The organism is Paenibacillus sp. JJ1683, assembly GCF_053006485.1.
In genome coordinates this window covers 2,293,178-2,315,179 of sequence record NZ_CM129820.1, presented here as the reverse complement: position 1 = coordinate 2,315,179, position 22,002 = coordinate 2,293,178, and the positions used below count along the sequence as shown (strand labels likewise).

Below are 22,002 nucleotides of genomic sequence, written 5' to 3'. Positions count from 1 at the left end.
TACAGAGTGCGACGCCAATCTCGCCAATCCAATACTCCGAGTAAATCAATTTCAATCCACGCACTCCATACAGAGTGCGACCAAATCAATCATCCGAGCAAACGCCGATCCAGAAGATTTCAATCCACGCACTCCATACAGAGTGCGACAGCGAAAATGCAGTAATTGATACTCTAATGATATCAATTTCACACATTGTCGCAAAAACTGATGCCAAAAAGGCTTGTATCAACCATCGACTTTTACTGATGGTAACTGATTCAATTGCTTTTCGACAAATTCCGAGGTGCGAAGGACCCGGGGTTTTTATGTGAGCTTCACATTCGCACCTTATAAAATCAAAGGACTTTCCATATCGTAAGCTTCCGTAGCCCCTATATGCTCTACTTTCTTTTTATAGTTATCTCCTAAATTGTAGAAGCGCAAGCTGTCTTCCGTTTTGTCTATCAATTCTTCAAGTTCATATTTTAAGCGGCGGAACTGGGTCGAGTCTAAGATACATTCAAACACTGAATTTTGCACCCTTTGTCCGTGATCTACACACTTTTTCGCAACTTTTGCCAGTCTTTTTCTGCCTTCTCTATCTACCGTGCTTACATCATACGTAATCAAAATGAGCAAGTGTTCACACCTACTTCCACAAAAATGGAGGATACTCGTCCAAATCTCCCCGAATATATCTAGCCAAGAGCAAAGCCTGCGAGTAGGAAACCAGTCCCCAGGATATTTTCTCATTCAAATAAGGATGAATTATTTTTTCCTGCTTTCGTTCTTGCCATGCCTTCAATACGATTTTCCTCGTATCATCGTCCATCATGACAGCCCCGTTTTCTTTTTTGTAAAATCCTTTGCCATGAATCAATTTTTTGTTAATCAGTGTAAGGACAAAACGGTCGGCATATACTCCTCGAAGTTCTTCCATCACATCCAGTGCCAATGAGGCTCGCCCTGGGCGATCTCTATGCAGAAAACCTACATAGGCATCCAGACCCACAGCTTCCAGTGCCGATTTCATATCGTTGGACAACAGTGTATAGGCAAAAGATAAGAGGGCATTCACATTATCTAACGGCGGGCGCTTATGACGTCCATGGAAGTAAAAATCATCTTTTTGCTGTAAGATCAGATCATCCCATACGGAATTGTACTGTACCGCCGCCGTTCCTTCCAAACCGCGTAAAATGTCCAATTCCTCCACTTCGCGGACTTGCTTCATGATTTCGGTTAAAGAAGCAGTCACCTTCTTCATGCGTTCCGTATCAATACGAAGTGGATAGTCTCTCGTTGCCCGTTCCAAAATCCATTTATGGTTATATATTTTGCCTATAATCATATTTCTAGCGACAAGAGCACTTCTTCTATTATCATCGGAAATGCGGTACTGTTCTTTTCTCAGCACCACATTTCCCCTGCTTTCCCCGGTAACTCGTGCCAGGAAACGTCCGCTTCGCGTCATAAAGGTTAGATCTATGTTGCGTGTGGCACAAGCTCCCATGAGGCCTGGACTGACTCCTGAATAGCCAAAAGTGCAGACTGCCTCCAAATTATGCAAAGGATACCGTGCAAGAATGGACTCTTCTTGTTTGATTACGATATTTTCGCCATCTAATGACAAGTACGTATCTGGCATGGTCACAAATAATGTATTTAGTAGTTTTTTCATTCAGCTATCCTGCTTTCAATAAAGCTTGAAACTGACTTTTTACTCAGTATCTCGGGCACACATATGTTATGTAGTGAGCAGTTCAGGCAGTGTGGTCCCGCTTTGGCTTTAGGTGTATGATTTCGTTCAAAATAATGCCGCATCTCCTGCAAGCTTGCGCGCACACGCTCTCGGTCAGCGGCCGTGATGATGACCTCTACACGGTGTTTGATCTCATCATAATAAAAGTAGCCTTTGGAAATCTCACACACGAGCATTTCTTCAAGACACATTACTTGTGCGACCAATTGTGCATGATCCGAGTCATTTCGTTTCGGTTTGCCGCGCTTGTATTCCACAGGAAAAGGAAGGTATGTTCCTTCCTCCCCTGCAAGTGGAACGCCATGAGGATCACGTATAAACTCTACTACGTCACAGATACCTGTAATCCCAAGCTCTCTGGAATGTATAGGTAATGCGCGTACGATGAGTTTCTCCCCTCTTTTCTCACGAATCATAGGCTGATCGGCTTTCCTGTGTAAATGATTCCCCTCAATTGTCCTTACGTTTTCTTCCCATTGCTGCTCAATGTGAATTAACGCCCACTGTCTTCTACAAAAATTAAAATGCTGTAAACCGGATAGCAGCAGATAATCTTCTTCGTTATAGCCCTGCATACTCTTGAACCTTTAAACCTTCGAGCGGTGTGAGAATACATTCATAATGAGTATCAAAGTATTTGTCAGATTCGTCTACGTTTTCTTTCGATATCACCTGCAAAGAACGGTGCACTTTAGCGGATGAGTATTGTCCAAGTTTTGAACTATGCTCCCACCAATATACTTTATGAACTTCCATACTCCCGTCGGGACGAGCGGATGAGATATCGTTTTCAAATAACGAAATTAGCGCGTCCTTGATCTTACCAGCATCTTCGTTGGTAAACCCTGTTTTTTCAGCTAGTTGTGTATTAATGCTTCCCTTGAAAAGGTATACGCCGAAATCCACTCGATGCTTCATCCCCATCGTGTCGGAGCCTCTTTCTTTCCCTGGTTCGGAGTTCACACTTTTTGTGATTTGCATACTTGTAATATCAATAGGATCAATACTGGTTGCTGTATGTATGGATACAGGACCTCTTACCCCTACAGAAACTCCGGCTCCTTTACCCGCAGCTTTGAATGCGAACACCTGACCAAAGCTACGGACATCTATCCATTCACGACAAGCGATTCTAGCAAATTCATCACTTGAGGATTCCTTACCCTTAAAGAATTTTTCCAATTCTGGATTGGCATCTGCACGTTCTCTCAGACTATTAAAAGCATCGGATTTCCGATCGTTAGATTGGACAAAAATAGACTCTCCCATATCCTGCAGACGATTTCTTATTTTGCGCTTTAGAGCGACATCTGAGATTTCGCCATATCCATCGTAATTTTGCCGCGGACGATTGCCATTTAAAGGATCGCCATTGGGATTTGCTTTCGTCACAGACAATACAACTGCAAAATCAATTTTGTGATCCAACACGGACATATGATTACTCTCCTTTAATGTACCTACATATTTTTAAAGTCACTTAGGATTCCTGGTGTTCAATCATGTCTATGGTGTTGTTCTATTTGTTGTCGTTATTATCCTCAAGATCTTTTTTATGACTATTATGATAGATTTCATAGCGTTGGCTACTGAGTCCTAACAAATATTTTCCGGTCAATGGTTTATTGTTGAATTCGTTAAAGGGGATTTTGTGAAGCACTTCATCAATCATATTGGTATAATAGCTTAAGCGTTTCCCAAGTCTTGCCTGATGTGGCTGCAAGGCATTCTGAATGGTCCTCCAGGTTCTTTCTGGATGTTGTGAGAAAGCACTCATATATCGGGTTGCATTCGTAGATCGCTTCTCGTCCTTATCTAATGCGCTTCGTTCCATCACATCAGCGATCGCCAACAATCTGCCAAATAAATAACTGCGATCCATATTTTCTTTATCTAATGCCACATTGTATCCCTCCCGTTGATTAACCAAAGCACAGGTCACGCTTAGTGTTTTCTCCCATTCCCACTTGTCCATGGATACTGGATTAGAGGCACGGTTAATCGCACTCCTCACAATATCCTGAGGGATGTTTTGACCATCTACTATACAGGGGAGCATTCGTTCCATCAAGCCTTTAACGAGCTTATCATTAGCTTTAGAACCGTATGCTGCAAAGGCAATGTCTTTGGTTGCTGGAGCACCCCAAAATTGTAAATATTCACCCTGCTCATCCTTCTGATAGCGATGAAGCCATACACAGGTGGAATGCCAATGAATAAGCTTTTCAAAATACAATTTTTTATCCAAATTCCGATAATAGATTACGGCCATCCGGCCCGTTGTTGCTGAATCAAGTACAAGAATATTAACTTTTGCCTTGGAACTAGATTTGACAGCAAGTGTATTGGCATAACCCGTTAAGGCTTTGGCAAATTCAAAAGCAAATTCTTCGTTCGTATGACTTTTTATTTCTTTAGCCTTGGCTGGCAAGCCCATTGCAAAGATATTATCATTTTCAGTAAAATTCAGAATGCTCGGTTCATCATTTCCCCACACTAGAAAAACACGTTGCTCTATGACTTTACCTTGACGGTTAATGAGCCATTTTAAGGCATTATGAGCCTTTTGCGATACTTCATAACTGATACTTGCAGCTTCATGACTGTGGGCAAATCGTCCTCTGAATGTGAATCCACTCGTATCATTGGCAGAAATCAACTTCGCCTTATCCCCAGAATTTCTGATTTTATTAGCATGCTTGTCTGTGCTAGGGAGCTGCTTTCCAGTCACATAGCAAATGTCTTCTTCTCCAAGCAACTGACTATAGTAACCCACAAATGAATCATACATCTCTTTATCTTCCCAAACTTTATCTAAAGCTTTATCTGGAGAGTACACATTAAAACGAATGAATACGCTCTCCTGTTCACCTGGGACCGCTGTAAATATAGGTGGTTTTTCTCCATGTAAAGGTTCGTACTTCTTGTCCCATGTCGTTATTAATTTCTGATCCTCATCAAGATATAAAATAAAATTGTCTACTAAGTCTTTGATCAAGTGGCGCTTGCTTAAGTATCGATATATGCTTTTCACCTTAGAAGTGGCATAATCTGAGGTAGCCCAGCCTTCTAACTGCTGAATATAAGCAGCAAATGGCTCTTCTTTTTTTATTTTTCCACCATATGCTACAAAATCTCCGGCAACATAACTTAATTTATCATGGAGCGGATAAGGGGATATGACAGAACCAGCCCGACTGGCGGATTTTTCTGTAGAGGGAATCAATGTACTAAACTCATTTTTATCCAAAATCTTGGCCGAATGAAAATCACCTTGTTCTGTAACTTCGACTTCGATCTGCGCATTTTGGGTCGTGTGGGAAATAGGCAATAATGTATATTCACGATCATTATGTTTCTTCTCAATCACACCTACACGATCAAGATTAGATTCATACGTTTCATATAAATTTAACAACCAGCTCATTTAATTCCCCCACCCCTCCCATTGCGCAAGCAACTCATCCGCGGACTGAACGTTATTTGTATCGAACTGTTTGGATTGCATATTTGCTATTGTACGAACTTGTATACATTTCTCCGGTCGAATAAAATCAATGACTCCGTCCTTCATTACCGGATTCCACAAGCGGACTTCCATCTGGTCCCTGCCAGTCTCATCTGGATAGTTAATTCCATGTACCATATTACCCAAATGAATGTCACCATAGTTATCGTAGAAACCAGCTTCTATACCAAAAACACAAGGTTCCACATAAGCCTGGCATTCTCGTGTACCTAGAAAAATATCTCTGCGCCCACCCGCTAGCAACGAGCGTTTTAGGATATTATGATGCTTGTTTTCATTGCGGTCATATTCCATCTCAGGACGATGCGGATTAAATTCAAAATGAGCCTGAACCTCGTAACAGGGATCTTTCAGGTAAGTATAATTAGCAAGCGTATTACCGCCGCTATACTCGATGGGACGAACACCTTTGGATTCCATCCGGATGGCATGTAGAACGCGAACTTTGTCTACTACCATCATTATTGTGGGTTTCCAGTAGATACTTTCGACAATTCCTTTTAATGCCTGATACGTTGGAACACTATACGTTAATTTCTCACCACCAAGTTTGGTTAGTGGATCTGTGAACAGTGCATAATCACCATAAACTTTAAACTCGATCGCATTTCTCAACTAGCATATACCTCCTTTCTATGCCTATATTTTCTAAACATAGTTCCACAATATTACTTTTGGCAGGGGCAGTCAATGTAGAATATAAGTCTCGAGTCCCAATCGAAGTGTTTTTAAAGGATAAATTCATGATGCAGACTGTCATTTTCAAGGTTAAGCCCATAACAATCATCATAAGCTCCATCGGTTAGTGCATATATTTTCCCATCCAAAAAAGAGACTAACCCCTTATTTTGATCTAATCGGTCTTTCTCATAGTTAAATATATTAATAGTGAATTGTTGTGCCCTGCGCAACAGATCCGTAAGATCTTCTATGCTTTTCTGTCCGTTTAGATCCGCGATGATCTCCTTTCCTTCTTTTTCTTCATCCCCATAAGGAACAATAACAGCAGTCGTATGATCCTCAATGACTTGAAAATGGTCTGCAGCAGTCTTATAGCTATTCGCTAAGAGTAAGGGTAGAATCGTCTCATTTTCTTTGCAATAAGATTGATAGTAAGTATTCTCTATGTGATTGGCATATAATAATTCAGTCATGTTTTTTCTCAGTTTAGGAATAAAATAATTTAAGTCAGTCTTTAACTCGGAATAATATTTTTGAAAATATATTTCCATGGCTTGAGCAGATAATATATTTCCACCAAAGCAAGTTTTATCATCTTTTAAGTCAATAAACATTTTTCTAGTTATTTCTTTACCGATTTTGATTTCTTTTAATCTCTTGAGATCCTCTTCCTCATGGTCAATGACATACACTTGTTTCTTTTTATACTCTCCGTGACGATTACATCTCCCCGTCGCTTGAGCAATGGAATCCAGACCAGCCAATGATCGAATGACACACTTAAAACTGATATCTACTCCAGCCTCAATTAATTGTGTACTAATACAAATGACAGGTTTTTTATGTTTCAGGTGATTTTTAACTTCCTCCAATATAGAATTACGGTGGGCCGGACACATGGATGTACTTAAGTGGTAGATCGGGACTGTACCGTTTCCTTCCTTTAATCTCTGATATAGATTTCTCACTACCGTTTTTGTATTTAAAATAACGAGTACACTTTGTTCATCAGCAAGTTTTTGTTCAACAAAATCGCCGAGTTTCTCCGTACTAAATTTCATATCCGTTGCTTTATCTACAATATCAACCCGCTTAAACGATTCTATGACATGATCCAGATCATGTATCATTTCAGCGTCTGGCTCAATTGCCAGCTTGTTATGTACAAAATCTAATTCTGGTTGTGTAGCCGTACAAAGAACAATACTTGAGTAAGCATACGTTTTCAAAAAATTCACTGCTTGATTAAATAATGAAATACAGTGAGTAGGGACTTTTTGTACTTCATCAAAAATAATGACGGACTCGCTTAAATTGTGAAGTCTACGAATATTTCTGCTTCCGCCAGCATAAAAGACATTTAAAAATTGCACCATTGTGGTGAAAATGATTGGCGAATCCCAATTATCCTTAGCCAGTTTTAATTTTTGACGCGTACTCACAACTACATCTTCGAACTCACTGCTCTCTTCCTCTTCATGATCGTCCACGACCACATTAGAGTGATGCTCCAAAATATTCGCATCGTCCAATATTATTTTGCGAATCTCTCGTACATTTTGTTCAATAATAGTTGTAAATGGAACGACATAAATGATATGTTTCTTCTCAAATGTTGCAGCATGTTTTAAGGCATAACGAAAACTGGCGAGTGTTTTACCACCGCCTGTAGGGATAGAGAGCGTATGTATTCCAGAAGGTCTTTTTGCAAACTGCTCACATTGTTCGGACATTTCTTTTCTAAGTAAATTAATAGGTGTATTGGCATCACTGCCTGCTTGCAGGGATTTGATGTGCATCATTAATTTTTTGTAATACTTATGAAATAGCTTTTGGTGATGCATTGGTTCAACTTTGGTTTTATCACCTGCACTCTTTTTTTCTTCAAAGCAGCGGGTATTAGTTCGATCCGCATCAATCAAAGCACTAAAAACAAACTTGGATAAATACATTAATTTAAGTTCAAAATCCACCTCACCTTCTCGTTTCATATATTGATCCAACTCAGCCATTGCTTGGTTCACATAATCAAAAAATGCAGATTTGTCTATGACCTGCTTATAAAAAAGCACTACTGCATCTTCAAAACCCTCTATATCTAGGTCACGCACCCGATACAAAAATCTAGATTCCAGCTGTGGATTTAAAAAATCCTGTAAATAAGAATGGTGTGAAATAATAGCGTTTGCTACAACTTCGGTCAATACATATTTAATAAATACATCCTGCTTATCAAACGTACCTTGAGGTTGGATGTGAAAGAGAGTATATAATAATTTCCCACCTGCACTAGAATGATCTACACTTCCTCGCTTCGGCGGATTATCAGGATTTTGTACCGCTAAACGTATGTAATTTTGGAATTTTTCCGTGTACTTCCCCAAGTCATGCAGCATACCAGCTAATCCGGTAATATGTCGTATACCTATTTTGTCACCGTAGACTTCTGCTAATTGTCGGGTTTCGTATAGATGTTCACCAACTGTTTGAATCTCTTGGTTGCTTTCCCGTATGTGGGCGATATATTCCATTTTTTTAATCTCCTTCAGTTTTCTTTGTAAATAGCCTTTTCCAAGTAATTACTAACCAAGACGGAAGCCAAAAAAGCATAAATAAAATATATATCGTAGCAATAACACCTTTCTGACCTATTAAACGATGAAGATCATGTAGAGATTGATAAAGCCCCTCTCTTGCTGCAGACAGTTCCTTATCGTTTTCCTCTTCGTTGTCTTGCCGTTTTTCCTGTGCACGTTCAGTTAATTCCTGAGATACAAACCGATATCCCACGATAAGGCCTATGCCTAGATAGATATAAAAATACAGACCAGGAATAGCTAATAAATTCATCTATTTACCTCCATTGAACAAATATTTAAATGTGTGACCATGCATAAGATAATATCGACAAAGCCTAGAATAACCACTTAAACACTTGCGTTGTTAAGTGAATTCATCGACAATTCTTTATATATTGTCGTAGCGTTATATGCTACATACTCCTCTTTTATCTACTTAATTTAAAGCCTTTGGTTTCCGTATCCTATCTCAGGTTTCATTTTACGAACTTATGGTTGTTTAATGTGAAGAGGTTTGTATTTCGCCTAAAAACACTAGATTCTCAACGACTTCTTAATCATATTAGATTTATTCTCATTATGTAAACAAATATTTTTATAGTCATGTGGAAATAATATTTTTAAGATAACTAAACCGATATTCCTAAAGTTTAATATCAATTATGTCTTGGCTACAATCATGAAGAATCTGCTGGGAGTTCTTATGCAAGTTAGGTACTATAGATAATTTTAATTCACGCACTCATATAGAGTGCGACGAAAAAATTCTAGCTCTTCAGGTGGAACTAGGGATTTCAATCCACGCACTCGTATAGAGTGCGACAATTTGAGCCCCCTACCCTTTTCCAAAAATTTTAATTTCAATCCACGCACTCATATAGAGTGCGACAACCAGTATGGAGTCCTTTGTTGTTTATTTAGTTATTTCAATCCATGCACTCATATAGAGTGCGACCCTGGTACACCTGGCAATAAACCAAACAACAAGAGAATTTCAATCCACGCACTCATATAGAGTGCGACTTGGACGCATCAAATGTACATTCACATCCAGGAAATTTCAATCCACGCACTCATATAGAGTGCGACCGTTAATGACGGATACGTATTTATAGCCTTGAGGTAATTTCAATCCACGCACTCATATAGAGTGCGACTTGGTCGGGGAACTTACTTAATAAAGCATGAGGTATTTCAATCCACGCACTCATATAGAGTGCGACTACGATTTAGCAATCAAATTACCACCAGAATCATATTTCAATCCACGCACTCATATAGAGTGCGACTACAAAAAATAGACAGTAATACTGCACCCTTGCATATTTCAATCCACGCACTCATATAGAGTGCGACGCTAATGAGCTTAAAGCATTGTTCCAGTCTCGATATTTCAATCCACGCACTCATAAAGAGTGCGACGGCAGAGCGGGGTAACAGATGCCGAGCGAGCCAAGTGATTTCAATCCACGCACTCATATAGAGTGCGACCCTGTCCGCTGCCTGGAATGAGTTTGATAATGCAATTTCAATCCACGCACTCATATAGAGTGCGACTATGTTGCGTGTGGTGATTGAGGATGGTGATCTGATTTCAATCCACGCACTCATATAGAGTGCGACGAAGTTAATACGTTTAAGGGGCAGCTTCTGACGTGATTTCAATCCACGCACTCATATAGAGTGCGACCGTATAACGGCGTGGAACTTAAACCCCAGGAGGATTTCAATCCACGCACTCATATAGAGTGCGACTTTACCGGGACGACTACTATTACCCGGATACGGTTCTATTTCAATCCACGCACTCATATAGAGTGCGACAAGTAACAATGTACTGTTCCAAGTTTGGATTATGATTTCAATCCACGCACTCATATAGAGTGCGACAGCGAAAATGCAGGAATTAATACTCTAACGGTATTAATTCCTTATAATTTCGAAAATAACGATGCTTAAAAAGCTTGAATCGACTATTGACTTCTAACGATAAAATGAATATAAATCCATCTCGACAAATTTCGAGGTGCGAAGGATCTGGGGTTTTTATGTGAGCTTCACATTCGCACCGTAAGTAAGAATACACTTAAGATACCACAAAACATTTCTCTGTCCCAGAGAATACTCCATTTTCTAAAACAATAACGACTCTGCCCCATCAATCACAATTTGTGCGCCAGTGATGTGACGCGAATGATCAGAGGCCAAGAATGTTACCAAATCAGCAACCTGTTCGGGCTGTCCCGGTCCATCTGCCAACGGCTGATCTCCCTCGGGAAATTGCACAGGGATGGTAATCTGCTTCAACCCTTCCGATTTCTCCGTGGTTTCATCAATATTCGTCGAAATGGCCCCTGGATAAATGACATTGACACGAATACGGAACTTGGCCAGCTCTAGGGCTGCCATTTTTGCAAAACCGGTTTGACCTGCCTTCGATGTGCTATAGGCTGACATCCCAAAGCTGGTAAAGCGCTGATTTCCATTAATCGAGCTGGTAATGATAATGCTGCCGCCGCCATTCTTTTTCAAATGCGGTATTGTATATTTTACCGTCAGGAAGGTGCCATCCAGATTCGTAGACAAGGTTTGCCGCCAATCCTCAATGCTCAGCTCCTCGATCGGTCCGACGACCCCGTTAATCCCCGCATTGGCAAAGATGATATGCAGCCCGCCAAACAATTCAACCGCTTCCAGCACTGCTTTTTCAACACGCACCGGATCGGCAATGTCCACGTCAAAAGCCCGGGCTGACCCTTCACGTATGGCATTAATTTCTCTTTCCGTCTCCAAAATGCGATCATTACTTACGTCAAAAAGAGCGACATTTGCTCCTTCTCTAGCCATTTGGATGGCCGTTGCCTTGCCAATACCAGAACCAGCACCCGTAATTAGAGCAGTTTTGCCTTCAAAGCGCGCGCCTCCTGCATATGTATAGTTCATACGTATCGCTCCCTTTCAATAATCTGTATAATCACAAGATTACCCAAAAGGGTATACTTTATAATCACCATTTTTGCGCATTTTTTGCTGTTCCTTTGCGATATTCAAGAAAAGATTGAATATTTCGCGCATTAGTGCATCTTTTCTTCTTCTCTCTCGTTACATTCCGTAAATATCTTACCTATTCGCAGTTTTCTATGTATCTATCAAAAAAGGACGTTCTACAACCATCGATATGGATGCATACGTCCTTTGGCTTATTCATTTACCACTGCAGCTCAATAAATGCCGCATCATCATCAAGTCCCCCGGTATGAGACGCATCAAGTAATACCTGTATCTGCTCATCAGGGACAGGCTCGCGAATAGGATCTAAATCGGACAAACCGTCCGTGTATACCTGTAATCTCATTGGCATATCTGCGGGTATGCTTCTTTCGTACCAATGCGGCTTCCCTCCAATCGGTCCACGGCTTGTAGACCAGCGTTCCGCAGTAGAGAAGGTATGATCAAATAGTTCGCTGATTTCTTCCGTACCGTTCCACAATCGCAAACGTGAATCCCCTTGCCAGGCAAGTCGGAGACGACCACGGGTACCTCGTTTCGGCAGTTCGATTTTACCGCAAATATACATGGACTGGCTTCCCTGTCGACGTTTATCTTCCAATACTGAACGCATTAAGCCTGATTCGTGATCCAGAGGCTGCCGATCCAGTTCCTCAGTAGCTGCACCTGCCAGACGCTCAAGATACTCCCTCAATTGATTAGCAGACAGATCCTGTCTCTGTTCCATCCAATCCAGTAAAGAAGAACCCAGATAGCGAGCTGCAAAATCTCCTCGGTAACTGAGCCCGACACCATCACACAAGACAAAACAACAGACAGATTTATGAATACGTACTGCGGCAAAATCCTGTCCGCTTTCTCCCATACTGGCAGATTCAGCAGACCTTCCATAGCCATAACGACACATAAAACGACTGTGATGAGATGATAAAGGCTGATCGCCTGTCTGAGAGCTTATGTAAGCAAATTGCTGAGTCAGCCTTGCATTCAATCCCTTTTTTTTGCTCGTGGGGAGCAGGGACAGCAGTGGATTCATGCTTTTACCTCCTTACCGTACAGGCGTTGCAGCTGACATTTGAAAACCAATGGACACCAGTTCCGCACAGGTTCCAGGCAGCATCATGATGGCTCCTTCACCTAACTGATAATCTGCCTCAAACAGCATTTCCCGATAGCTTTCAGGAAGCACAGAAGACATATTACGCAGTTTCACAGCATGTTCATCCTGCAAAGGCGTATTATGCGTCAGACCTTTCCAGCGACGGGGGTCCTGAATAGGCGTTTCCAGCAACCTGTCGGATAAAAATATATTTTCCACCAGTACATTGCCATCTGGTACACTCATGTTCATAATGCGCTTCGCAATCGGTTCCGGATCATCGCCTGTAGAAACACCATCTGTCATATGGCAGACCAAAGGTGCAGGACAATCCTGCATCCCTGGTAATTCCGCCTGCAAAATACGTTCAGCTTGCAGGAAAGCCTTTGCTGAATCTGAGAATCGTTTGGGTGTCAAATCAGGCAACGAACCAATAGCCGCGATTTCATCAATTCCCTTGACACCATTCAGCAGGTCATATACGTCGTCACTATAAGCCAAAATTGCAATCCGATAGCGCGCAGTCAACCGATTTCCCTTGGTCGATCGGAAAACCATCTGTCGGATCGCCAGTGATATAGCTTCGTATACAACGTCAATACGCCGCCGCCCTTCCATCAGCATATTCATCGACGCGCTGATGTCAATCAGGTAAATGATCAGGGCGGGAGTACGTTGTGAAGCCTGTATTGTATAATTCATGGTTTGTACATGCTCCCCTCAGTTACCTTCGATCTGTATCTGTTTCCTAATCTATCATTCCGCCATTATATAAACATATGAAACATCAAATTTTAGGCAGTCTAAAATTCGTATCTCCTAAAAAGTTATAAATAGAGGAAGCCCGATAGCCCACTTCACCTACTGAACGATAATAAGAAGGATTGCTATCATATAATGCTCTAAAACGTTTGGCAAAGCTCTTGGCCTTCGCGGTGCTTCCACCTTCCTGAGAAGCATACGCCTTGTTATAGAGGGAAATAAGCTGGAGAACATTCTCCTTGTTACGTGCCTGTACAGCATCTTTTCGCTTTTGTTCCGACTCAGCTGCTGCTTTACGAGCTGCTTCTTCCTTGGCAGCACGAGCTTCCTGCTCCTTTTTCAAGGCCAGGTATTTTTCATATTTTTCCTGTTGATCATATGCTTTTTGCTTCGCCAACTTGGCAGCAGCCTGCTTGTTTTGTTCCTTTTGGGCGAGATAAGCTTCATATTTAACCTGTTGAGCGATCAGGGCTTGTTGTTTCTTCTGCTCTTCCTGTTGCTTTTGAGCAGCAAGAGCCTGTTGTTTGGCCTGCTGTTCAGCTTCCTGCCGTTGTTTCTCCGTTAGCGATTTTTGAGCGGCCTCCTGCTCAGCAGCCAACTTTTCCTCGGCTGCTTTTGCAGCCTTCAATGCCTCTTCTTGCTTTGCAGCCTCGATTTGTCGCTGATTAGACTGATCCGCAAGAATACTCACAGTTGGGATTCCCGCTGCCAAAAGAACGACTGCGGCCGATGCTGTCACGATAAACATTTTGGAGCGATACCAGGCTTTCGATTTATCAGGTTGCTCTGGCATCTTGGGGTTCAGCTGCTCCTCCAGTCCTGTGATCGCAGCCGACACCTCTACATGCAGAGGGCTGCCATCTTCTACAAAGTGATACAACGAACGATATACTTCCAGCGCTGCAGCAGGTTTGTTCTGCTGCTCCAGTTCACGTGCCTGTCGAAACAGCTTGTCCGTTACTCCACGCTCTCCCTGCTCTAGGGCAGCCTGATTTAACATTTCAGCCTGTTCAGCTTTGAGCGGGGCAGGTGTTGCCAACGAGGATACCGCTTCACTGGAAGCGCCGCTCACAGCAGCCACACCGACTGTATCTGTCCCAACTGGCTCCGTTTCTGTATCCTCCACCAGAATTTCCTGCTCAGTAACGGCATTAAGTACAACTAGCCATTCGCCAAAGGTAGGACAACTGCTTAGATCCTGACTATCCCAAGCACGGCTGAATAGTTCTACCACCTTGCTGCCCCATCGGGCTTCAAGCGATTTCCGCAAAATAAAATAACGTTCGCAAGGCGTCTGCATTTCATGTTGATCAAAATAACTTTCGCCCCACGCTTTATCGACCACCACACGGTCAGACCAGCCTAGCATTTCTCCAATAATGATAGCCCCTGCAAAACGGTCTGCATACGCGCTCCATAACCCGCTGTGAACGGTACGATGTGCAGCATACCCTGGCGATCCTGCCAATAGTGCATCTGGACGATCCATTTTGGTACTATACATTTGCTCCACGTCTACCAATTCCACAGCTGACGTGCCTTCAGGCAGTTCCACTTCAGAAAAAAACGGAAGCATAACATTGGGCGCCGATAAATCACAGTGAGCCAATCCTTTTTGCTCCATCGCTGAACCGATCCCTGCCAGTGCTCTGGCTAAAGCCAGACTATCGGAAGCCTCAAGCTGACGCTGATCTGTGAGACAATCGAACCATGTCATACCATGAACCCATGGCATCAGCACCGCATACAGCAAATCAGGCTGCTCAGCGATCAGACTTCCGTTTCTTTCTGGAGTGAGCACATCACGCTTGCATACCTGCAAACCGGGAATATCCCCGTATGTTTCCATATGCTCAGATTGATAAACCATAGCCGGGATGCGGAACTTCGGAAAAAACACTTTAAGGGCTTTCGCCTCATGCGGTGCTCCGTTTTTGGCAATCAGCTGGTATACAATTCCCTGCCTCCCTGCTTGTGCATAGGCTAAACCGGGTGCAGCGGGATGTCGTCCAACCACATAAGCTGTGCCGTTTATGATCAATTCGTCTCCCGGATTCGGTTGAAAAGACATGAAACATCCCTCTCCTTATATCGTTCAGTATGCTAGTTTTCCTCACCTTATTATATACGTCTATGGATGGCAAGAAAACCGGGTATCCGAAGATCGCCCGGTTTTTCCTGTACAATCTGTGCCAAACCGTGAGGAATGGGTTCACATATTGCTTCTTTATAGAGTGATATATGATAAGTTAATGCCGATCAGGCACGACAACTTATTTCGCTTGGTCAACCGTACGGAATTTGTTAGCGATAGCTGTCAATTCTTGGCTAATGCTATTCAAAGTCGTTACGAAAGCTTGCATTTGTTTGCTTGCTTCTTGGAACTCTTGGAAAAAGCGTTGTTTAGTCATACCTTCCCATTGACCTTCCATACCGGAGATGGACTGAGTCAAACTGGAAACGATCTGCTGGCTTTGCTCACCACTTTGTTTAAATTGGTTAGCTACCTGATCAACCTGTTCTGGGGTAATTAAAATGCGTCCTGCCATTTTTTGCGTCCTCCTTGATGATAAAAAATGTTTTTGTTTAGCTGGTTCAAATTGTACTATGGCTATTTAATCCCATACAAAAGGCAAAGGACCTAATTGCAATAATCCCACTTTTTAACTATAAAACAGCATCTAACAGTACAATCTTAATAAAACAACCACCTAATAAGTCCCATATTAGTCCCATAAAACCGGGAATGGTATAACAAATTCATATGGATTACAGGCCGATCCAAATATCCCGGAACGATCCGAACTAAGCGACAGGCTGATCTCTTGCTATAGACGGATCAGTAAAATACCAATCCTGCGGACTGCTAGAAGACGCCTGCTTCAGAATATCCTGATGCAAGGTGCCCACATCCGAAGGCTGTACACCTGCAATAGCATGTACGACAGACTGCGGGTTTGAAATTAGACTGCTTCCTTCCGAAGCTTTCCCAGGCAGAATAGACGGTGATTGTTGATTCGACCAATCGAGCATCGTGACGGGTCGTCCCAATGGTTGGCTGGCAAATGGCAGAATCGTTTGATAGTTGTGGTCAACAGACTGAAACTGCTCTGCCTTTCGGTTCAGTTGTGTACCTGATGTATGGAGATAAGCATGAATCTGTTCTGACATCCGCTTGGCTTGCATCCACTGATTCAAGATCGCCTCACGCGCAGATACATCCCAATCCAGCGATTGTAACGCCTGCTCCAAACCTGCTGTTAACTGTTGAATTTGCTCCGCCGCATGCTGTAGCTGCCCGCTAAGCCCCCGAAGCACATCCGGTTCAACTCGAATGCGCATATCCATCACCCTTCTTCTGTCACTTCTTCAGTCACTGCCGACTGTTTCAACCAATTCAATAATAAGTCCACAAACTGATCTCTCGAAGCCATAGCTGCAATCAACCAGTCTCCGTTACCCGCAGAGCTCATCCGAAATATCCAGTTCATTGCAGGACAAAGGACAAAAGCTGCCCGTTGTGACTCCCACTCTCTGCCGTTCCAGACCAGCAATTGCAATTCTCCCTCGGCTACACGGGAACTCAAGGACTGAGCCAGTCTCATTGCTCCCTCTTCATCTCCGCTAGCCTCAGTTAGCTTACTGCTGATTTGAGACAAACTTTCTCCTGCAGATTGCTCGTAAATTTTATTAAAGGCCTGCTTGGAAAACATAAGCGCAGGAGATTCAGGTACAAGCCGATCAACCCAGCCCATTTTATCAATCAATGTTTCGCAAGCCTTTTCCACATTACCCAGATCGTACAGACGATATTCATCGGGTTCGTCAACAGATTTCACAAGCTCCACCACACGCTCATTCGTGCAATGAAGATAGCCTTCAAACTGCTTACCTCCCCTTACATAGCGTATACGGCAAGCCCTGTTGGATAATCCCGCGATAGCAACTCTTGAAAAAACGGTAGGAGGCATAGCCAGCTCTTTACCCTTATCGGCCTGCTTCAGATAACCTTTTTCCAGAAGAGCAGCTTTGACCTGCTCCCACTCTTCCGCCAACTCCTCTGCTAGATAGCCCTTAAACGGATCTTCCACCCCAAGCAGTCTGTCAGAACCCAATACGCCTGCCAGAAAAAACAGTTCCTTTGCCTTGAGGGTTATTAACTTCTGCTTGGAAGCTTGAAACGTTAACATTATGAGCCACCTCCCTTCAAACTACAACATGCCATCGGTCACGAATTTTCGTTATCCAATCCTCACAACTCATTTGCTCTGAGAAGGGAATTGCCGCTTTTATCCTGGTAAATTTGCGTCGTACGTAGTATCCCTGCCCAGGAGGCAGGACTTTTAGGCCACCAGCAGCGGCATTCGCTTCTGAATAAGGGATACGAAAGAACGATAAATCATTCGAATCCAGTGTTCCAAAAAGCATACCGCTTTGGCTTGCTTTGACATCATTAAACCAGTCCACACCAAAGGTAGGAAAATCAGCTGGCACACCCGATAGCACGACATGCACATTGCGATCACGTCCCAACCGTACAATGGCGGAAAGCTGATCCTTTATCATAAAATCGTTCAGTTGCTTGCTTAACATATCCGCATCATCAATGACCAGGAGCAGTTCGGGATCATTTCCATCCTTGCTCCGTTGTTGAACGATATCATGCACCTGTTGTACCAGAGGTCCCATTTCTTCCTCGCTTTCGGCAGCAGCCTTGACATGAGGAAGATGCCGTAATCGGGATAGTCCCCCACCTCCATAGCGTGTATCGATCGTATAGACTTGCATTTGATCCGGCGAGGTGTAATAAGCGAGCGATATAATCCAACTCATCAGGAAGGAGGTTTTTCCACCCTCCATTGGACTACCTACGATAAAATTAGGCCCTTCTTTTAAATTTATGAGAAAAGGCTCAAGATCGTCACTCTGTAGGCCTACAGGTACTTCGTAAGGAAGCGCACCTGATGGTCCACTCGTCCGATCCCACTGCTGAAGCAGTTCCAGCAACGGAATCCGCTCAGGCAATGGGAGAATGGCCGGTGCGTGCTTACCCTTCCATCCCTGCGCAATACCAGCGATATTGCGACGTAGTTGTGCTGATCGTTCCGCCTCATCTTCTCCTGGTGAAGGCAGTGCCGTCTGGAACTCCAGCGGAGGAACATGCCCTTTAACCAGAGCCCGGCCCGGAATTAAAGGTCCTGGTGTTTTGGCCGGTCGTCCTACCGCATAATAGTAGTCACTAGGATCAGCCAATTCGAAAGAAACAGCATTAGGTATGTTACTGCGGAACTTCTCAAACACATCGGTAATCCGGTTCGCTGTAATGATGAAGGTGATGCCTAGACTGCCTCCTTCACGCAAGAGTGATTCCAGCAGTTCATTTTCATCCGGATACGCATTACGAAAATTAAGATATCCATCAATAACTACGACAATTTGCGGCACATCTTCAACAGCAGAACGTCGAAAAGAACTTATTGTTTTGACGCCAGCCTCAGAAAGCATTTCCTTGCGTAGGGCCACCATCTTGAACAAATAGCGGAACAACCGTTTAATCCGGTCATCCTCCTCTGCCATCATAACAGCACCGATTTGTGGAAGCTCTCCAAAGTCGCGCATGGTTCGACCCATGTCAATGATATAACCGTTCCAATGATTCACAGCGTAACGCTGTGCCGTGGACATCAGCAACGTATGCAAAAAGGTCGTTTTTCCCATGCCCGGCATGCCATACACAGCCCAATGACCATGATCCAGCGACGCATACATCGGCTCCTGCCGTTGATTCGGCAAATCATCGACCAGCCCAATAAGAGACTTCAGCTCCAACGATGATGATGTACTATCTATTTCGGTACATTGCGGTAGATTAGTTAAATCCAACATTTCTGGCAGCGGCGGAAGCCACGGTCCCTGAAGACGTTCGATTCCTGCCTTAGCTGCTTCTTTTGCAATATAATCAATAAATACTTGAAGCTGTTTAGGAGCTTCTTCTCCTTTTAAGCCTGAGCTTGCCCGTTCTCCGCCCGTCAATAGCGCTTCACGTTTGCCGTTCAGTCTCACTTCATGAACAGGTAAGGCAGAAGAAATGTCTCTGTTGCCTATATACGGCGCACCGCTCCAAGCAAATTGCATTTCTTCAAACACTTCGTCGCTACCCACTTGAAAATATCCTCGTCCCGGCTTCGTTATCCACGCGGCATTCGGTATTTTCAACATATCACGGCTATCACCTTCGCTTTGCACCCGCAAGCAGATGCGGAACCTGGAGTTACTCCAAATCTTATCATCGACAACACCTGCCGGCTTTTGAGTCGCCAAAATCAGATGGACACCTAATGTCCGCCCAATCGCGGCAATGCTGATTAGCTCGTCCATAAACTCTGGCTGATCCCGCTTTAACTGTGCAAATTCATCAATAATAATAACCAGATGAGGCAGCGGTTGTTCCTGCCGCTGCCGGAGTAGTCTGTAATATTCATCAATATGCTGTAAATTGCCTGCATCGTTCAATATCTTTTGTCGACGAACCAGTTCTGCTTTAAGAGATATTTTAGCACGTTCAATCAAATTATTGTCCAGGTTCGTGATTGTACCCACAACATGCGGCAAGTTAACGAACGTGTTGGACATGCCTCCACCCTTGTAATCGATCAGCATAAAAGCAAGATCATGTGGGTGAAACTCAGCAGCGAGCGAGGCTACGATAGACTGGATAACCTCACTTTTCCCTGAACCTGTCGTACCAGCGATCAAGCCATGGGGCCCATGCCCTTGACGCTCTATTTTATCATGCAAGTTAATCATAATCTTTTTGCCGCCTGCCCGCACGCCCATCGGCACAGGTAATGTATCAGGATGGCGGTTACGTCGCCACCGGTCTGCCACATCCAGTTCTTCCACACTTGCTACACTCATCATATCAAAAAGAGGCAGAACAGCGGGAATATCAGAAGCCGAAGAACGCTTCAAGCGAATAGGCGCCATGTACCGCGCCAGTGCATCGGCTTCCTCTTTGGACAAACGATCCGGTTTAAAACTTTGCTGTTCAACCTCCGCCGATTCTGATTTAAGGGCGTATACACCCTGTTCCTTGGAAGCTTCCACGATCAGCTGACACTGCATTGGCAAAGCTTCTTTACGAGAAGCCAGCACAATTGTACACGCATCTATGGCTCGACCGTCCTCCAGCAACAACGGCAACAAAGGTTCTTCCTCAATCAGTTGGGTGTCAGATAAAACAATCACATAACACGGGGCTTCCATCCCTTTGCCCTGACGTTCATTGCGATTATTTTTTCGACGGTTCAATCTAGCAAACAGAAAGTCAGCTAATTGATGGGCGCTACTACTGCGGTCTGACATCATTCTCTGGATTCGGTCATCATCCCATACATGTGGGAGCCAGCGCATCCAAGTCCATTCACTTTCCTCTCGCTCATCATAGAAGGAGGCGATTTTCACTTCATCTGGCGAATGACGAACCGTTACTTGTGCCAAGATGACTCTTAACGCAGCCAGGGTATGCTCCCGCTCGCCGACCAATCCGATCACTTTGGATTGAAACAGTGGCAATGTAATGGAAGCAGCGTCCACCAAACGAAATTCTTCTTCCAGTTCATCTGCAGCTCCCAACAAAGGATCTCGGTCATAACCGTCAGGTCGTGGAATTTGCAGTTTAATATGAAAGGGAACTTGTCCAGTCCCGATACGTACCTGCAAGAAATCTTCATCCTCCGGTGATCGTTCCCAAAGAGAACTGTTGCGGTTTTTTACGATTTGAGTGCATATTTGCGGATCACCGTGAATTTCATATAGCGTGCGAACTTGTTCTTCGCGTTTCATTTTGAGTTCTTCACGATGCTTTTGGAGCTGCTCCCGGTACATGCGGTCCCGTTCCTCCAACTTGCGCTTATATTCCTTCTTATTATTTAAATAGACGAAAAAAGGAATCGTATAAGATGTAAGCATCATGACCACCGTGACCATCTGGAACATCAAATAGTTACTGTTGCCCATCTTGCCTGTTCTGCTCATATATACATAAAAGCCTATAGTCACCAACGTCATCATTAACGGAATAAGTATAGATATAATAGAAAAAGACGGCTTGCTCGGCTCAGCCGGAGGCCGTAAAATCTCTAGCTTCTCCTCTCGGAGGGCCGGTCTTAATCTCGGGGATCGCTGGTATAATACATTCAAGACAAAAGTCCCCCTTTTCGCTTACTATTTCATTTTACCAAGGTTTCATATTATTTCATGTGTGTATTTACCCATTTTTTTCAGTTTGAAACAAAGAACGCCTTCCATATACAGGCGCCTCGTCCTGAGTTGTCGAAAAAGCTCGCTGAATGCGCACGGTGCAGCCTTCCCGTAAGCCTGCTCCTGTGAGTAGCTGGTTATCCTCCACTCTGAACCAAAGCCCTTCCGGGAACTTTGCTTCCATAATATATTGCATGCCTTCAGCCGGAGGCTCACCAAAAATACGCACACCCAGCATCAATTTTAAATGTTCTACCGAGTATTCATCTGCCACCTCAATATCAAACCACTCTGTTTCCTGTCGTCCTGAAAGCACGGTCAGGATCATCTGTCATCC

The 22,002-nt window shown here is 43.5% G+C and carries 17 protein-coding genes and 2 CRISPR repeat arrays (1 of these 19 running past the window's edge); all 17 genes read right to left on the bottom strand.

What is annotated here, in order from left to right; all coding sequences use genetic code 11:
• Positions 1-149: a CRISPR direct-repeat array (repeat unit 33 nt; unit sequence ATTTCAATCCACGCACTCCATACAGAGTGCGAC); it reaches 565 nt to the left of the window's first position.
• Between the two features lie 181 nt (positions 150-330).
• Positions 331-621: a CRISPR-associated endonuclease Cas2 gene (gene cas2, locus ACUC6J_RS10260; RefSeq protein WP_025364686.1), complete on the bottom strand. Its 291-nt coding sequence runs from the start codon at positions 619-621 to the stop codon at positions 331-333.
• A 10-nt stretch (positions 622-631) separates the two neighbouring features.
• Positions 632-1,663, bottom strand: coding sequence for a type I-C CRISPR-associated endonuclease Cas1c (gene cas1c, locus ACUC6J_RS10255; RefSeq protein ID WP_447250129.1), 1,032 nt, complete (start codon positions 1,661-1,663; stop codon positions 632-634).
• On the bottom strand, positions 1,660-2,319 hold the full coding sequence (gene cas4 / locus ACUC6J_RS10250; RefSeq protein WP_017427974.1) for a CRISPR-associated protein Cas4: 660 nt from the start codon (positions 2,317-2,319) through the stop codon (positions 1,660-1,662). The genes cas1c and cas4 overlap by 4 nt, the downstream gene beginning before the upstream one ends.
• Positions 2,306-3,181: a type I-C CRISPR-associated protein Cas7/Csd2 gene (cas7c, locus tag ACUC6J_RS10245; protein ID WP_017427973.1), complete on the bottom strand. Its 876-nt coding sequence runs from the start codon at positions 3,179-3,181 to the stop codon at positions 2,306-2,308. Before cas7c ends, cas4 begins: the two co-directional genes overlap by 14 nt.
• Positions 3,182-3,263: 82 nt before the next feature.
• Positions 3,264-5,171, bottom strand: coding sequence for a type I-C CRISPR-associated protein Cas8c/Csd1 (cas8c, locus tag ACUC6J_RS10240; RefSeq protein WP_017427972.1), 1,908 nt, complete (start codon positions 5,169-5,171; stop codon positions 3,264-3,266).
• Complete coding sequence (cas5c, locus tag ACUC6J_RS10235) at positions 5,172-5,888, bottom strand: type I-C CRISPR-associated protein Cas5c (protein WP_017427971.1); 717 nt, start codon at positions 5,886-5,888, stop codon at positions 5,172-5,174. It lies immediately after the preceding gene.
• 113 nt (positions 5,889-6,001) lie between these two features.
• Entirely contained in the window at positions 6,002-8,485 is a 2,484-nt protein-coding gene (gene cas3, locus ACUC6J_RS10230) for a CRISPR-associated helicase Cas3' (protein WP_447250128.1), read from the bottom strand.
• A gap of 4 nt (positions 8,486-8,489) precedes the next feature.
• Positions 8,490-8,804: a hypothetical protein gene (locus ACUC6J_RS10225; protein ID WP_017427969.1), complete on the bottom strand. Its 315-nt coding sequence runs from the start codon at positions 8,802-8,804 to the stop codon at positions 8,490-8,492.
• 455 nt (positions 8,805-9,259) lie between these two features.
• Positions 9,260-10,423: a CRISPR direct-repeat array (repeat unit 32 nt; unit sequence ATTTCAATCCACGCACTCATATAGAGTGCGAC).
• A 243-nt stretch (positions 10,424-10,666) separates the two neighbouring features.
• Positions 10,667-11,476, bottom strand: a complete 810-nt coding sequence (locus ACUC6J_RS10220) for an SDR family oxidoreductase (protein WP_016821034.1) — start codon at positions 11,474-11,476, stop codon at positions 10,667-10,669.
• Positions 11,477-11,741: 265 nt separating this feature from the next.
• The gene (locus ACUC6J_RS10215; protein WP_016821033.1) at positions 11,742-12,578 is read right to left on the bottom strand and encodes a hypothetical protein; all 837 of its coding nucleotides are present in this window, start codon (positions 12,576-12,578) and stop codon (positions 11,742-11,744) included.
• 12 nt (positions 12,579-12,590) lie between these two features.
• A complete protein-coding gene (locus ACUC6J_RS10210; protein ID WP_013370788.1) occupies positions 12,591-13,343 on the bottom strand; it encodes a vWA domain-containing protein in 753 nt (250 codons plus the stop codon).
• Positions 13,344-13,428: 85 nt separating this feature from the next.
• On the bottom strand, positions 13,429-15,474 hold the full coding sequence (locus ACUC6J_RS10205) for a hypothetical protein (protein ID WP_340864584.1): 2,046 nt from the start codon (positions 15,472-15,474) through the stop codon (positions 13,429-13,431).
• Positions 15,475-15,676: 202 nt separating this feature from the next.
• Complete coding sequence (locus tag ACUC6J_RS10200; protein ID WP_007430133.1) at positions 15,677-15,952, bottom strand: WXG100 family type VII secretion target; 276 nt, start codon at positions 15,950-15,952, stop codon at positions 15,677-15,679.
• A gap of 256 nt (positions 15,953-16,208) precedes the next feature.
• A complete protein-coding gene (locus ACUC6J_RS10195) occupies positions 16,209-16,745 on the bottom strand; it encodes a WXG100 family type VII secretion target (protein ID WP_447250127.1) in 537 nt (178 codons plus the stop codon).
• Positions 16,746-16,750: 5 nt separating this feature from the next.
• Positions 16,751-17,593 carry a hypothetical protein gene (locus ACUC6J_RS10190; protein WP_016821030.1) on the bottom strand — a complete coding sequence of 281 codons (843 nt, stop codon included), beginning with the start codon at positions 17,591-17,593 and terminating at the stop codon, positions 16,751-16,753.
• Between the two features lie 16 nt (positions 17,594-17,609).
• Positions 17,610-21,605 (bottom strand): type VII secretion protein EssC, encoded by a 3,996-nt coding sequence (essC, locus tag ACUC6J_RS10185; protein WP_447250126.1) that lies wholly within the window; start codon positions 21,603-21,605, stop codon positions 17,610-17,612.
• A gap of 67 nt (positions 21,606-21,672) precedes the next feature.
• Entirely contained in the window at positions 21,673-21,993 is a 321-nt protein-coding gene (locus tag ACUC6J_RS10180; protein ID WP_013370783.1) for a hypothetical protein, read from the bottom strand.
• Positions 21,994-22,002 lie beyond the last annotated feature (9 nt).